The sequence below is a fragment of the Nocardioides iriomotensis genome (assembly GCF_004168035.1).
Lineage (GTDB): Bacteria > Actinomycetota > Actinomycetes > Propionibacteriales > Nocardioidaceae > Nocardioides_B > Nocardioides_B iriomotensis.
In genome coordinates this window covers 92526-106678 of the sequence record NZ_SDPU01000009.1, presented here as the reverse complement: position 1 = coordinate 106678, position 14153 = coordinate 92526, and the positions used below count along the sequence as shown (strand labels likewise).

The following is a 14153-nucleotide window of genomic DNA, read 5'->3' as shown; positions in this document are numbered from 1 at the left end:
TCCGCGGGGGCCCCGAATGAACTGGCCCGGCAAGGGCCTCGCCAAGGGCCTCGCCGTGACCTTCCGGCAGATGACGCGCCGGTCGGTGACCGCGCACTACCCCGACGCGCTCCCGGAGCTGCCGCCGCGCACCCGCGGCGTGATCGCTCTGATCGAGGAGAACTGCACCTCCTGCATGCTCTGCGCCCGCGAGTGCCCCGCCTGGTGCATCTACATCGACTCCCACAAGGACGTCATCCCGGCCACCACCGAGGGCGGCAAGGACAAGACCCGCAACGTCCTCGACCGGTTCGCGATCGACTTCTCGCTGTGCATGTACTGCTCCATCTGCGTCGAGGCCTGCCCCTTCGACGCGCTGCACTGGAGCCCGGAGTTCGAGTACGCCGAGCTCGACATCCGCGAGCTCACCCACGAGAAGGACCGCCTGCGCGACTGGATGTGGACCGTCCCCGCGCCGGTGGCGCTCGACCCCGGCGCCGAGGAGGCCAAGGAGATCGGCGTCGCCGAGAAGGCGGCCGAACGGGCCGCGGCGGCACAACGGGTGGTCGAGCCTGTCGAGACCACGACGGGTGATCTCGACAAGCTCGATCAGCCGAAGGAGGGCGACACGTGACCGCTGTCCAGGTCGTGTTCGTGCTGCTCTCGCTCGTCGCCGTGGTGTCGGCGCTGCTCGTCGTCACCACGCCGCACCTCGTGCACTCCGCGCTCTGGCTGGTCGTCACGCTCGGCGCGATCGCCGGCGTCTTCCTCGTCCTCGCCGCCGAGTTCGTGGCGTGGGTGCAGGTGCTGATCTACGTCGGCGCGGTGGTCGTGCTGCTGCTGTTCGCGCTGATGCTCACCCGTGCGCCCACCGGGCCGCAACCGGACCTCACCGTGCGGCGCTGGGCGCCCGCGGCCTTCGTCGCGCTGCTCGTCGCGGTGCTTCTCGGCGCGACGCTGGTGGCCGGCTTCCAGGACGTCCGGCTCGACCTCGACCAGGCCGTCGTCGGCTCCGCCGAGGTGACCGGCGAGACCGTGTTCCGGCGCTGGGTGCTGCCGTTCGAGGTGCTCAGCGTGCTGCTGCTCGCCGCCCTCGTCGGCGCGATCGTGCTGTCCCGGCTGCGCTCCGAGGACGGTGACGACTGATGCCGCTCTGGTGGCCGCTGCTGCTCTCGACCCTGCTCTTCGCGATCGGCGTGTACGGCGTGCTTGCCCGCCGCAACGCCGTGCTGGTGCTGATGGGCGTCGAGCTGATGCTCAACGCGGTCAACATCAACCTGGTCGCGTTCGACGCGGCGTTCCGCGACGTCCTGCACGGCGGCCAGACCCTCGCCCTGTTCACGATCGTCATCGCCGCCGCCGAGATCGGCCTCGCGCTGGCGATCGTGCTGCTGGTGTTCCGGCACCACGGCCACATCGACCTCGACCGGCTGCGCAGCCTGGCGGACAGGGACGCCTCATGAGCTGGCTCGTGCTGACCCTGCTGGTCGTCCCGTTCGTCTCGGCGGTCGCGACGCTGGGCTTCGGCCACCGCGCGGAAGGTGCCGGGCGCGGCATCGCCGTCGGCGGGTCGCTCCTCACGCTCGGGCTCGCCACCGCGGTCGCCGTACCCCATCTGGGGGCGGCGGCGCCGCTCACCCACGTCTACGCCGAGACGGCCGCCACGCTGCCGCCCTTCCAGCTCGCGGTGCTCGTCGACCCGCTCTCGGCGGTGCTGCTGCTGCTGGCCGGCACCGTCGCCGCGCTCGTGCAGGTGTACTCCCTCGGCTACCTGCGCGGCGACTCCCGCTACCCGTCGTACGCCGCCCTCGTCTCGATCTTCACCGGCGCCATGTGCACCGTCGTCGTGGCCGACGACCTGTGGGTGCTGCTGGTCGGCTGGGAGCTGATGGGCGCCTGCTCCTACTTCCTCATCTCGCACCACTGGGAGCTCGCCGAGGCGCGGGCCGGCGCGGTGAAGGCGTTCCTGATGACGCGCACCGCCGACCTCGGCCTGCTCTTCGCGATCCTGCTGCTCGGCGAGCGGTTCGGCAGCTACCGGATCAGCACGATCCTCGAGGCCGTCGCCGGTCAGGCGCTGCAGCGCGACGAGCTGTGGCTCCCGGCGGTCCTGGTGGCCGTGTCCGTGATGGGCAAGTCGGCGCAGTTCCCGTTCCACACCTGGCTCCCCGACGCGATGCCCGGCCCGACGCCGATCTCCGCGCTGATCCACGCGGCCACGATGGTGGCGGCCGGTGTCTTCCTCGTCGCCCGCCTGTACCCGCTGTTCGTCTCCGCCCCGGCCGCGCTCACTCTGCTCGCGCTGACCGCCGCCGCCACCATGTTCCTTGCCGCCCTCTACGCCCTCGTCACCGACGACCTCAAGCGCGTGCTCGCCTGGTCGACGGTCAGCCAGCTCGCCTACATGTTCGGCGCGCTCGCGCTCGGCGCCTGGTCGGCCGGCGTGATGCACCTGCTGTCGCACGGCGCGTTCAAGGCGCTGCTGTTCCTCGCCGCCGGCTCGGTCATGCACGCGGTCGGCTCGACGTCGATGGACCGGATGGGCGGCCTGCGCACCAAGCTGCCCGACACCTTCGCGACGATGACGATCGGCTTCGCGGCGCTCGCCGGCGTCGTGCCGTTCGTCGGCTTCTTCAGCAAGGACGCGGTGATCGCCGGCGCCTACGAAGGCGCGGTGCACGGACGCCTGGTCTGGCCGTGGGTGGCGTGGGTGCTCGTCGGGTCGATGGTGCTCACGGCGGTGCTGACGGTCGCCTACTCCCTGCGCGCCTGGCTGCTCACCTTCTTCGGTCCCGAGCAGGAGCACGCCGACGAGCTCGACCTGCACGAGGCGCCGCCCTCGATGCGGGTCCCGCTCTGGCTGCTCGTGGTGCCGACCACGATCGGCGGTTTCGTCGTGCTCAACCCGGCCGCGGTGCTCGGCCCCGAGCACGTCGAGCAGATGTTCCACGTCGGCGAGTCGATCCTGATGACCGCGCTGGTGGCGGTGACGTCGCTGGTGGTGCTGGCGCTCTGGCGCTCCCGCGGCCGCGAGCTGTGGCCCCGGGTCGTCGTACCCCACCCGCCCGTCGACCGGCTGTACGACGCCGCGCTGGTGCGCCCCGTGCGCTGGCTGGCGCGGCTGGTCGTGGCCGCCGACCGGGACGTCGTGGACGGCTACGCCGACGGCGCCGGCGGCACCGCCAGGGGGGTGGGCGGCCTGCTCCGCCTGGCCCAGAACGGCAATGTGCAGTCCTACCTCATGGTCGTCGTCGTGGGTGCCGCCGCGGTCGCGGTCGTGGCCGGGGCGGTGACGACGTGAACCTGTCCGCCCTCGTGCTCAACGGGATGGTCGCCGCGCCCGTCGTGCTCGTCGTGCTCGTCCTGCTGGTGGCTCGCCTGAGCGAGGCCGCGGCCGTCCGGGTCGCCGCGTTCGGCGGCCTCGTCGTGCTCGGCTGGTCGGTCTGGCTGGCCGCGCTGTCGCAGACGCGCCTCGACGGCACCGCCGTGGACGTGCCATGGCTGGCGGCGATCGACGTGCGCTGGCACCTCGGCGTCGACGGCATCTCGCTGCCGCTGCTGCTCATGAGCACCGTCGTCTTCGCCTGCACGCTCCTGGCGTTGGTGCGCAACGCACCCGACTGCGGTGGCACCGCCTGGCTCGCCGCGCTGCTGCTCCTCATCGAGGCGGGCGTGCTCGGGTCGTTCCTGGCGCTCGACCTCGTGCTGTTCTTCGCGTTCTTCGAGGTCGCGCTGATCCCGATGTGGTTCGTGATCGACCAGTGGGGCGACGCCCACGGCCCGCGCGGCCTGCAGCAGCGGCGGCGCGCCGCCACCCGCTTCCTGGTCTTCACCGTGCTCGGCTCGGCGCTGATGCTGGTCGGCTTCGTCGTGGTCCGGTCCGAGACCGGCACCTTCGACATCGTGCGGATCGCGGCTTCGTACGACCCGGTCGGCCCCGTCGCGCTGACCGCTGCCGCCCTCGTCGCGCTGGGCCTCGCGGTCAAGACCCCGCTGTGGCCGCTGCACATCTGGCTGCCGGACGCGCACTCCAAGGCACCGACCGTCGGCTCCGTGGTTCTGGCGGCCGTGCTGCTGAAGCTCGGCACCTACGGCTTCCTGCGCTTCTGGCTGCCACTGGTCGACCCGGGCTGGGACTGGTTGCTGCCGGTCGTCGGCGGCGTCGCCGTGGTCGGGATCGTCTACGGCGCGCTGGCCTGCCTCGCGCAGACCGACCTCAAGCGGCTGATCGCCTACTCCTCCGTCGGGCACATGGGCTTCGTCGTCCTCGCCGCCGCGACCTACACCATCGGCGGCGTGCAGGGCGCCGTCTACGCCAGCGTCGCGCACGGCGTGGTCACCGGCCTGCTGTTCTTCCTGGCCGGTGCGGTCAAGGACCGCTACGGCACCGGCGACCTCCGCGAGCTGCGCGGTCTCTACGGCCGGGTGCCGCGGCTCGGCGGTCTGGTCGCGTTCGGGGCGATGGCCTCGCTCGGACTGCCCGGGCTCGCCGGCTTCTGGGGCGAGATGCTGGCCGTCCGGGCCGCGCTGTTCCCCGCGGGCGTGCTGCCTCGGGTCACGTTCGTCGGGTTCGCCGTGGTCGCCGCGCTCGGCGTGATCCTGGCGTCCGCCTACTTCCTCGCGCTGCTGCGCTCGGCGTTCCAGGCCGGCGAGACCGGCGCCTCGCCGCCGCCCGCCGTCGTCGCCGGTGACGTGAGCCGGTGGGAGTGGCTCGTCTGGTCGCCGCTGGTCGCCGCCATCGTCGTCCTCGGCGTCGCGCCCGGCTTGCTGCTGACGCCGGTGGCCGAGGCGACCGTCGCGTTCCTCGGGGGTGGCCGGTGAACCTCGTCCAGAGCATCGACTGGCTCGCGATCGCCGCGCCGACGGTCCTGGCCGTCGCCGCCGTCGTCGTCCTGCTCGTCGATGCGTTCCTGCCGCGACCCCTGCTCCCCGCGACGCTCACGCTCCTCGCCGTGCTGGCGGCCGCCGTACCGACCTGGGTGCTGTGGGGCGACCCCGCCCAGAGCACGTTCTGCACCGGCGACGCGCTCGAGGGTCCCGAGCTGTGCTCGTTCTCGACCGACGCGTTCACCCTGGTCGTGTGGGGGATCGTGCTGTTCGGCACCGCCGTCGTGACGCTGATCGGCACCGCCGCCGTCGCCGACGGCCGCACGCCCGCGGGGGAGTGGCACTTCCTGCTGCTCTGCTCCGCCGCCGGCGCCGTCACGCTGGCGGCCTCCCGTGATCTCGTCACCCTGCTGGTCGCGCTCGAGGTGGTCTCGCTGCCCGCGTTCGCGCTCGCGGGCCTGCGCCGCGGCGACCCGCGCGCGGCCGAGGCCGCGGTGAAGTTCTTCCTCGTCTCCGTCGTCGCCACCGCGATCACGCTGATGGGCATCTCGCTGCTGTACGGCGTCACGGGCTCGGTGTTCCTCGACGGGATCGCCGCCGGCGTGGCGACCGGCAGCGAGCCGTGGTCGGTGCTCGTCGTGGGCGCGCTGCTCACCGTCGTGGGGCTGGCGTTCAAGGTCGCCGCGGTGCCGTTCCACATGTGGGTGCCCGACACGTACGTCGGCGCGCCCGTCGCGGTCGCCGCCTATCTCTCGGTCGTCTCCAAGGCCGCCGGCTTCGTCGGGCTGATGCTCGTGCTCGGCCGCGGGCTGCCCGGCCTCGCCGACACCTGGGCGCCGGTCGTGGCGATCCTCGCGGCGCTGACGATGACCGCCGGCAACGTGCTGGCGCTGCGGCAGACCCACGCCGTCCGGCTGCTCGCCTGGTCGTCGGTCGCGCAGGCCGGCTACATCCTCGTCCCGTTCGGTGCGGTCACCCCCGACGACGTGGGCCCGGCGCTGTCGGGGAGCCTCGGCTACCTCGCGGTCTACGCGATCGTGAACCTCACTGCCTTCGCTGTGGCCGCCGTGGTCGGCACCCGCCACCCCGCGCAGCGGCTCGCCGACTACCGCGGGTTGGTCAAGGAGGAGCCCGGCGCCGGCTGGCCGCTGGCGTTCGCGCTCGTCGCGCTCGCCGGCCTGCCGCCCGGCGTGATCGGCCTGCTCGCCAAGGTCCTCGTGTTCGACGCGGCCTCCCGCGTCACCTGGCTCGTCGTGGTCATGGCGGTGAACGTCGCGATCGGGCTCGTCTACTACGCCGCCTGGCTGCGTGAGCTCTTCCGGCCGGCCGCCGAGCCCGGCGACTCGACGTACGACGTGCCCAACGGGGTCGGCGTCGCCATCGGCATGACGTTCGTGGCCGGCGTGCTGTTCTCGGTGCTGCCCGGCTGGCTGCTCGACCCGGTCCTGGCCGCGCTCGGGTGAGCGACGACGAGCGCTACCTCGTCGTCGACGGGCGGCGCTGGCGTCGCCAGGACCCGTCGCTCCCGGACGAGGTGGCTGCGCGGCTGCGCTCGCACCTGGGTCGTGGGCGCTCCGGTGTCGCCGGCGCCCGCCGCGCCGGCGACGACCCGGCACCGTACCGGCGGCGCGTCGACCTCGCCAAGCACGGCCTCGGCGAGCGCGGCACGCCCTGGTGGAGCAGTCCGCCTCGGAGCGGGAGGCACGCTGGCGCCGGGCGCTCGAGCAGCTCGACGCACTCGACCAGGACTGATCACCAGTCCGACGGCACCTCACCGCGGAGGTCCTCGGGGGTCAGCGACGCCATCGCCCGGCGCACCCCGGCGACGATCGTGCCGGCGGCGAACAGGTCGTGGTCGGTGCGCACCCGCTCGTCGCGGATCTCGCCCGCCAGCTTGACGACGGAGGCGTCGGTCTCGCGGAGCTCCTTCTCCGCGGCGGTCTCGCCCTCGACCGAGCGGAGCGCCTGGGCAAGGTCCTGGACCACGTGCGCGGCGTGCGGGCGCAGCCGGGGCCCGAGCGCGACGAGCTGCCGGTCGGCGTGCTCCTGGTCGACCACGAGTGCGGTGAGGTCCTCGATGAGGAACGCCACCTGCTGCAGCGCCCTGGCCTGCTGGTAGCGCTGCTCGGCGGTCTCGCTCCACCTCTTGGCTCGCCAGTTGGCACGCCGGCTGTCGGTGGCGTGGCCGACGACGCGTTGCAGGTCCTCGGTGCCGGGCCGGATGGCCCGCTGCCGCTTGGACCACTCGTCCCGGGTCAGCACCTCCTCGCTGAGCAGACCCGCGGCAAGGTCGTCGAGCTGGTCGGCCAGCACCTCGCGCAGACGCCGTACCGAGTCGGTCATCGGCGTCAGCGCGAGCGGGGGGAAGGCGACGTTGAGCGCGATGCCCACGGCCGCGCCGAGGGAGACCAGCCCGACGTACGCCAGCGACATCCCCATCGGGTCCTCCTGGCCGAGGATCAGCACGAAGACACCGGAGACCGGCACGAACGACGCCTGGCTGCCGAGCCGCCGCCAGGCCGACAGCAGGCTCGCCACGAGCACCACGACGACGATGTCGACCACGACCGGGAAGTCCGTCACGGTCATCGCCGTCACCGCGATCACCGCACCGAGCGCGATCCCCAGGACCGCTTGCAGCGACTCGCGCACGGAGCCGGCCACCGTGGTGGACACGGCGATGACCGCACCCAGGGGTGCGTAGTAGGGGTACTCGGCCGCGGCCCCGCCCAGAGGCAGCACCAGCAGCCAGGACAGCCCCGCCGCCGTCGCTGCCTTGAGCGACCGGAGCGTGTGCGCGCGCCAGTCCATGAGCCTCCCTTCCCGGGAGGTCGCTTACCCGTGAGGGCGCGCCGGCACGCCTCAGCGGTAGTTGGTGAACTGCACCGCGAAGTCGTAGTCCTGGCCCTTGACCAGCGCGATCACGGCCTGGAGGTCGTCGCGCTTCTTCGACGACACGCGCAGCTCGTCGCCCTGGACCTGGACCTTGACGCCCTTGGGTCCCTCGTCGCGGATCAGCTTCGAGACCTTCTTGGCGTTCTCCTGGCTGATCCCCTCCTTGAGCCCGACGGTGATCTTGGACTCGCGGCCGGACTGCCGCGGGTCGCCCGCCTCGAGGATCTTCAGCGACTGGTTGCGCTTGATCAGCTTGTCCTTGAACACGTCGAGCACGGCGGTGGCCCGGTCGTCGGCGTTCGCCGAGATCTCGAGGGCGTTGTCGCCCGAACGGCTGATCGTCGCGCCGGTGTTCTTGAAGTCGAACCGCTGCGCGATCTCACGCTGGGCCTGGTTGATCGCGTTGTCGATCTCCTGCTGGTCCAGCTTGCTGACGATGTCGAACGACGAGTCGGCCACGGCGGCATCCCCTTGATTTAGTGCGTCGGTCGGGCTGCGCTATTCTTTCGTGTCGCTGCGCCGGGGACCAACCCGGGGCTCGTACGGCAGGTTGCCCGAGCGGCCAATGGGAGCGGACTGTAAATCCGTCGGCTTACGCCTACGCAGGTTCGAATCCTGCACCTGCCACACACAGAGAAGGGCCTCTGACCTGGGACTTTCCCGGCTCGGGGGTCCTTCTCGCATGTCCGGCTGGTTGCGGCTGTGAACGGTCGTTTGCGGGCAGTTGGAAGGAATATGGAAGGAACTTTGCGCAGTGGGCGCGGTCGGAGCCTCATCTGAGCGCCCCCTCGATGCGCCCGAGGGCGATCTCATCGTCCCCTTCGACGCAGTTCGCGTAGACACGCAGGAGGACGTCGACGCCGTGTCCGGCCCATTCCGCGACCCGTGCGGGCGGGACGCCGGCGTTTAGCCAGGTCGACAGGCAGGCGTGGCGCAGGTCATACGGCCGACGAGCCAGCATGGAGTCGAACTCCCGCGCGGTTAGGGCAGCAGCCCGCGCGCGGTGCCAGGCGCGGTAGATCGTCCCCGTGTCGACGGGATTGGCGTACGGGGGTGAGATCGGGACCCCGGCCCGCCCGGTACGGGCAACGAACAGCTGCCCAGAGGCGCCCGCCTGGAAGTGGTCGAGGTGGCGTCGGAGCGCCGCGACGAGCTCGGGATGAGCCGGGACCAATCGAGTGTCCCGAGTGCTGCGGTGCTTTAGTCCTCGCTCCTCGGTAGGGGTCGCTCCGTCTGTCCAGGCTGACCCCGAGGTCTGTTGACTACCGACCAGCGTGAGCTGACCCCAGCCGGAGTCGGGCAGGGAACAGTCATGGATCGTCAGCGCACGCACCTCAGCGGGGCGCGGGCCGGCGTAATAGATGCAAGCGAAGAAGGCGGCGACCGCGGGATCCTGCTGCCACACGGCCTCGAGTAGTGCCCTCGCTTTGGCCGGATTGACGACGACACGACGGTCCACCACGTCAGTGGCCTTGGGCGCCCTCCACTTCACTTTCTTAAGTGGGTTGCTGTCGAAGTGTTCGAGCTCCACCGCGTACTCCAGGACGTTGTGAAGGGTGGCACGCTTGCGAGCCACCGTCGCGGGGGCAGCGGGCTTGCCGTCCTGCCTCCGGGCGTACCGATCCAATACAGCGCGAAGCCGAGTCGCATCCGCCATGACGGCGAGTGACGGGGAGCTCCGCTCCGCCCATGCGGCGGCCGCCTCAAGCCCCGGAGGCAGCGGACCCGTTCGGGCCTGCGAGTTGAACGCCCAACGATACAGGGCGGATCGCAACTGAGTCGCATCTACACCCGTCGGGTTCACACCTAGAAGGACCACGGTCGCGTCGGTCAACGCCTCCGCGATGCCCTTTCGGTGCCTCGCTGAGGCTGTCGGCCATTTGGCGTCGACGTAAGCCATCGCGTGCTGCAGCCAGGATTGTTCGGGCTGCTTCGCTCGTAGGTTCGCGGGCAGCCCATCGTCGACAAAGAAGGGCATCCCCTCGCGGGTGGCGACCAAAAGACTCGTGCGGAAGGCTTCGGCCAGCTTCGCCGTGGCGAACGTCCGTTGGTGCTTGACACCGCCAACTCGCCACTTGGCCGTGTAGGTCGTCCTGCGCGCACCCTTGTACTGGTGGATGGTCCAGATGCGCACGTCGTAAGTTGTCTCGCTCACGCCGGCTCTTCGCACTCACTCAGCCAGCGCTCGAGGTCGGCACGGCGGACTCGCAGCGAACCATTGGGTAAGCGGATGCAGCACGGTGCCTTGTGGGCTGCGCGCCAGTCGTAGAACGTCGACTTCGATATTCCGAGTTCATCGCAAACATCCGCGACAGTCAGGTGACTCCGAGGACGCCCCGCCGCAGCCGCTGGACGGACATACTGGTGATGTCTGAGCGGACTTTCTTGATCACTGACGGCCGACTCGTTCGCCTGCTGGCTCTGAAAGGGCGCGCGGCTGACTGTGGCCTCACTCATGCTGGCCACCGAGCGCTGCCAGTTCCCGCTGGCTCGGAGTTACCCAGCTGAGGTCTTCCAGGTGCTGTTCACAAACCGGAAGGCAGCGACCGTCGAGATGAGTCATCCCCGACACGGCGTCCGCGCGGCACTCCAGCTTGAAGCAGGTCGGACGTGACAACTCTTTCTCGACGACCAGTCGCTTTTGTGGCGATGCGCGGCGCTCTTGCCAGTGCAGAGGGCAGAGGTCGATTGAGTCATCGCCGAGATGAACTCGCACGGTTGCCAACTCGAAGCAGCCCACACCCCTGCATGCGCTCGCCTGCACGCGATCCCGATTCTTCCTCGTATGCATCACGCCCTCCTCTGACAGCGACGCAGATCCACGCATCCAGAGGATCACCACGAGGTCGATCGCAACAGTTGTCGAGGGTTGTCACGTCGAAGCAACAGGCCTATCGGGTCTCGCGCGGTGTTGGATCACCGTCGTCGCAGCTCCACGCCCATCTCGCCCACTAAGACGCAGGGCCGAGGACGATCCCTACACGGCCGTCTGCCGCGCGGGTGAGTCGCCTAGGACGCTTGCCGAACGCGAGACTGGCGGGAGCACGGCCCGATAGCGTTGGGTCATGGTCGCCCGCGTCGTCCCCGAGTACTCGAAGAGCGCGGTCGGCCGTGCGAGCAAACTTGTCGGCAAGGGCAAGGGCACGCCTGAGCAACTGGCTGAGGCCCGCGCCGTCCTGAGCAACTTTCGAAGCGCGCACGCCTTCCCACTGAACGCGGTGACGGTAACCGTCCGTCAGAAAGCCTTGGCCGTCAACCCGAACGCGGTTGTCGCCCAGCGGCTCAAGCGACTTCCGACCATCCTCGACAAGTTGGTCCGCATCCCGACGATGAGCGTGACCACCATGCATGACCTAGGGGGCTGCAGGGTCGTCTTCGAGTCGGTGAAGGAGGTCGAGCAGCTCGTCGAAGTACTGCGAGACCTCCCGCGCTCGCGCAATCGGGTCACCCGCGTGTACGACTACCTCCACGACGACCCGGGACCGAAGCGCTCGGGTTACCGAGGCGTGCATCTCGCTTATGAGTACGGCGCCTCCAAGCCCGAGTATCACGGACTCAGGATTGAACTGCAGGTCCGTACCCAGTTGCAGCACGCCTGGGCGACCGCCGTCGAGACGATGGACCTGTTCTCAGGCAGTGAGTTGAAGTACAGCAAGGGTGAGGACGACGTCATCCGCTTCTTCGCCCTGGTTAGCTCGCTCATGGCCATCGAGGAGGGCACCGCCCCGGTGCCCGGCGCGGAGTCGCCCGTACCCGAACTGCTAGAGGAGTTGGCGGGTCTAGAAGAGCGGCTGGGCATCGTCGGCCGCTTGCGCGGCTACGCGGCCATCGTGGGCGACCACGCGACAAGCGACCGGCGCAACGCCCTGACGCTGGAGCTTCGCCGCGCGGCCGGGGAACTGACGGTCTCTGTGCACGAGACCATGGCCGAGGCGGAGGCACGCCTGACGGAGTTGGAGGCGCTAAACGACGACGACCTCGACGCCGTCCTCGTGAATATCGCCCGGATCAGCCAACTTCAGGCCGCATACCCGAACTACTACGCCGACACGTCGATGTTCACCGACTTCGTTGAGTCCCGGCTGAACGCCAGAGTGCCCGCCTGATCGGTGCTGTTTGAAGCGACGAGCCCGGCGCCTGCGCCGGTGCGAAGATTGCGTCACTCCCCGCGAGACGACCGATGCTCGGCCCGCCCTCGCGTACCTGGGCGCCAGTTCCCGTGAATGCCAAACACTGGCGGCGTCGAGCGCCGCCCCGAAACCAAGGGGCTCTGAGGTGGCACTATGTGCGGGTGCACCCATGACAACGGTGCAGGATACGTGCGTGAGGTTCTTCGTGCCTGGCGCCGCCGACATCGAGCAAGCGGAACACCTGTGGAACGCCACCCGAACGTTCGCCCAGGATCAGCTCGCTTGGCAGGTGACGGATAGACGCATTTTCCAGCTCAATTACCACCATGAGGGCAAGCCCTTCGTGGCAGAGGTCGGCAAGCCGGACCCCCGGACCGGGGAGACCGTCCTGGTCATCCTGGAGTCGAACGCCTTCCTCGTCTGCACCCGTAATCGCGGAGTCGTGCGCGGGGAGCCGATTCTTGTTGGCGATGAAGAGGTGCGAACCATTACGGAGTTCTCTCGATGAGCGTTCCACGTGCATCGGGACTCATGCTCGTCAACTGGCGACACCTCCTATGACGGTGCTCCATGGGGTCCGAGCGCGGACTTCATCGACAGACATGCCAGGACGACGGACGACTTCCACCGCCGCCTGGTAGCGGATAATGAACCGCGCGATCATCCGAGCGCCCGGAGGTTAGCGAGCGCCTCGATCATTCCGCCGCCAGCGGGTTCACTCACGGACGACAGCTCGCTCTAGATCAAGTGCCCTCGTTGGACAACATCCTCAGCTTTCCAGACAAGTGGATCGTGGCTCGCGCCGTGATGCAGGGACCACTTCAAAAGGACTTCGTCTACGTTGGAGAGCGGTGGCAGCGATTGGGAGACCCGTTGAAAAAGCCTTGCACAAGCGAGAACGGGATCAAATGGCAAGCGAACGTCGACCACGTGATCGATACCGGCCGCGGCCATCACAACTGCCTTGTTGACGGGCGCGCTGAGAAGGACGAGTTCCTCCACGGGTAGTCCGAAAATCCACGATTTCGCAGCGACATCGGATCCATAGCTGTGTGCAAACACGGTTCGTAGGCCATAAGGAGCTAGGTCGGCCGCCCAGTCGAGCAGGTCGCGGGCCGCCAGGGTGCGGTGGGTGTCCCTTAGATACCCGTTCCAGCCAAACCGTGCGCCCCCACGGTAAAGATCTCGTCGCAACTCCGACAACACGAAATGGTGGAACGTCCCTTTCCCTGGTCGCCACCAATCGCCTTGCCACGCGTTGGTTCCATGTATCAGTAGCGAGACGTTTGGAACGGCATGACCGTCCTCAAGTTCTTCCGTCTCGATGTCAGTTGTGTCGTCGGTCAAGAACAAGGCATGGACGAGCGATCGTGTGACTGGGTCGGCAGATCGCAACGCAAGGCGCAGCCGAAGCTCCACCAGCACTTGAGCCCAAAGGAGTGGTTGTCCTGCGAAGGTGCCGCGAACTTGCTCCAGCGTCGAGTTCCATGCGACATCGTCCCACTCGAAATAGTCCCGTAGCAGTTCTGGGTCCGGTAGCTGCCACGGATCCCAATCAGGAAGCGCAAGGTTCAGCCATCCGGACCAAATCAGCCCATCGCCTCCTTGATCGTGGAGGTCCCTCGCGATCGCGACCGCCGCCGCCGCTGACTCGCGTTCAAGCGGGCTCTGAAGCACGGAGAGGAGGAAGTCATAGACCGATGCAACATCGGCGGCCTGGTTGATTGCGGCCCATTGTTCAACGCGTTGCTCCTCGCGGGAGCGGAACGACCTGCCGGCACTCTCCCGCAGTTCCTCAACAGCGGCGTGCCGGAAGGGCACCTCACCCGTGGCAAGCCTCTCGGCAAACCCAAGCGCACTGAGCTCCGGTTGGAGGCCCCTCAGGGGGTCCTCGTCGGCGGCCAGCATGCTCGACAGCGCGGCCACCCGGCAAACGTTGGTCGGCTCATTCGATGACGAAGTTGCGGCGGATTCGGCATCGCGATTCGGTTCGAACCACAGATCGGGATCAAAGTCGTCCGGTCGTTCTGTCATGACGTCCCCCCTCGTTGCCGAGCAACCTAGCGGCTAGCTGGGCTAGTGCGTTGACTCCCTCATCTTGTGTGACCTCCGCCCCGCTGATCGTGAGCGGCGGCCGTCACGGTTCCTCGGCTAACGCTTCTCGATAGGGATCTTGTGATCACCGGTCGAACCGTCGCTCGAGCTCATTCTGAACCCTCCACCGTGGCGAGGCAGTCGTCGTCCTTCGCTGTCAAGACCTTCAGTGCATGGTTCAAGCGAGCGATCGTGCGGTAGTTACGTCACTGTCGAACTCCGCGGCAA

The 14153-nt window shown here is 68.8% G+C and carries 14 protein-coding genes and 1 tRNA gene; 9 read left to right on the top strand and 6 right to left on the bottom strand.

The window, feature by feature from the left end:
• Positions 1–16: 16 nt before the first annotated feature.
• From ETU37_RS02410 to ETU37_RS02385, 6 genes are read left to right on the top strand one after another with little or no spacing between them, the layout of a single operon-like run.
• The gene (locus ETU37_RS02410) at positions 17–613 is read left to right on the top strand and encodes a NuoI/complex I 23 kDa subunit family protein (protein ID WP_129985279.1); all 597 of its coding nucleotides are present in this window, start codon (positions 17–19) and stop codon (positions 611–613) included.
• The gene (locus ETU37_RS02405) at positions 610–1125 is read left to right on the top strand and encodes an NADH-quinone oxidoreductase subunit J family protein (protein WP_129985278.1); all 516 of its coding nucleotides are present in this window, start codon (positions 610–612) and stop codon (positions 1123–1125) included. The genes ETU37_RS02410 and ETU37_RS02405 overlap by 4 nt, the downstream gene beginning before the upstream one ends.
• Positions 1125–1442 carry an NADH-quinone oxidoreductase subunit NuoK gene (nuoK, locus tag ETU37_RS02400; protein WP_129985277.1) on the top strand — a complete coding sequence of 106 codons (318 nt, stop codon included), beginning with the start codon at positions 1125–1127 and terminating at the stop codon, positions 1440–1442. Before ETU37_RS02405 ends, nuoK begins: the two co-directional genes overlap by 1 nt.
• Positions 1439–3280, top strand: a complete 1842-nt coding sequence (locus ETU37_RS02395; protein ID WP_129985276.1) for an NADH-quinone oxidoreductase subunit 5 family protein — start codon at positions 1439–1441, stop codon at positions 3278–3280. Before nuoK ends, ETU37_RS02395 begins: the two co-directional genes overlap by 4 nt.
• Positions 3277–4800 (top strand): complex I subunit 4 family protein, encoded by a 1524-nt coding sequence (locus ETU37_RS02390; RefSeq protein ID WP_240755486.1) that lies wholly within the window; start codon positions 3277–3279, stop codon positions 4798–4800. Before ETU37_RS02395 ends, ETU37_RS02390 begins: the two co-directional genes overlap by 4 nt.
• Positions 4797–6269: an NADH-quinone oxidoreductase subunit N gene (locus ETU37_RS02385; RefSeq protein WP_129985275.1), complete on the top strand. Its 1473-nt coding sequence runs from the start codon at positions 4797–4799 to the stop codon at positions 6267–6269. Before ETU37_RS02390 ends, ETU37_RS02385 begins: the two co-directional genes overlap by 4 nt.
• A gap of 289 nt (positions 6270–6558) precedes the next feature.
• On the opposite strand, the gene ETU37_RS02375 is transcribed toward ETU37_RS02385, so the two are convergent.
• Together ETU37_RS02375 and ETU37_RS02370 are read right to left on the bottom strand one after the other, a co-directional pair.
• Complete coding sequence (locus tag ETU37_RS02375) at positions 6559–7617, bottom strand: FUSC family protein (protein WP_129985274.1); 1059 nt, start codon at positions 7615–7617, stop codon at positions 6559–6561.
• Between the two features lie 51 nt (positions 7618–7668).
• Complete coding sequence (locus tag ETU37_RS02370) at positions 7669–8160, bottom strand: YajQ family cyclic di-GMP-binding protein (protein WP_129985273.1); 492 nt, start codon at positions 8158–8160, stop codon at positions 7669–7671.
• Positions 8161–8245: 85 nt separating this feature from the next.
• Between ETU37_RS02370 and ETU37_RS02365 the strand changes: the two genes are divergently transcribed.
• Positions 8246–8328, top strand: a tRNA-Tyr gene (locus tag ETU37_RS02365).
• A gap of 145 nt (positions 8329–8473) precedes the next feature.
• Here the strand turns inward: ETU37_RS02365 and ETU37_RS02360 are convergent.
• From ETU37_RS02360 to ETU37_RS02350, 3 genes are read right to left on the bottom strand one after another with little or no spacing between them, the layout of a single operon-like run.
• Positions 8474–9856: a tyrosine-type recombinase/integrase gene (locus ETU37_RS02360; RefSeq protein ID WP_129985272.1), complete on the bottom strand. Its 1383-nt coding sequence runs from the start codon at positions 9854–9856 to the stop codon at positions 8474–8476.
• A complete protein-coding gene (locus tag ETU37_RS02355) occupies positions 9853–10158 on the bottom strand; it encodes a helix-turn-helix transcriptional regulator (RefSeq protein WP_129985271.1) in 306 nt (101 codons plus the stop codon). Before ETU37_RS02355 ends, ETU37_RS02360 begins: the two co-directional genes overlap by 4 nt.
• Positions 10151–10543 (bottom strand): hypothetical protein, encoded by a 393-nt coding sequence (locus ETU37_RS02350; protein ID WP_129985270.1) that lies wholly within the window; start codon positions 10541–10543, stop codon positions 10151–10153. Before ETU37_RS02350 ends, ETU37_RS02355 begins: the two co-directional genes overlap by 8 nt.
• Before the next feature lie 223 nt (positions 10544–10766).
• Here ETU37_RS02350 and ETU37_RS02345 point away from each other — a divergent pair, with 223 nt between their 5' ends.
• Entirely contained in the window at positions 10767–11807 is a 1041-nt protein-coding gene (locus tag ETU37_RS02345) for a RelA/SpoT domain-containing protein (RefSeq protein WP_129985269.1), read from the top strand.
• 217 nt (positions 11808–12024) lie between these two features.
• Positions 12025–12339 (top strand): hypothetical protein, encoded by a 315-nt coding sequence (locus ETU37_RS02340; protein ID WP_129985268.1) that lies wholly within the window; start codon positions 12025–12027, stop codon positions 12337–12339.
• Between the two features lie 230 nt (positions 12340–12569).
• Here ETU37_RS02340 and ETU37_RS02335 read toward each other — a convergent pair whose 3' ends face one another.
• Positions 12570–13865: a hypothetical protein gene (locus ETU37_RS02335; RefSeq protein WP_129985267.1), complete on the bottom strand. Its 1296-nt coding sequence runs from the start codon at positions 13863–13865 to the stop codon at positions 12570–12572.
• Positions 13866–14153 lie beyond the last annotated feature (288 nt).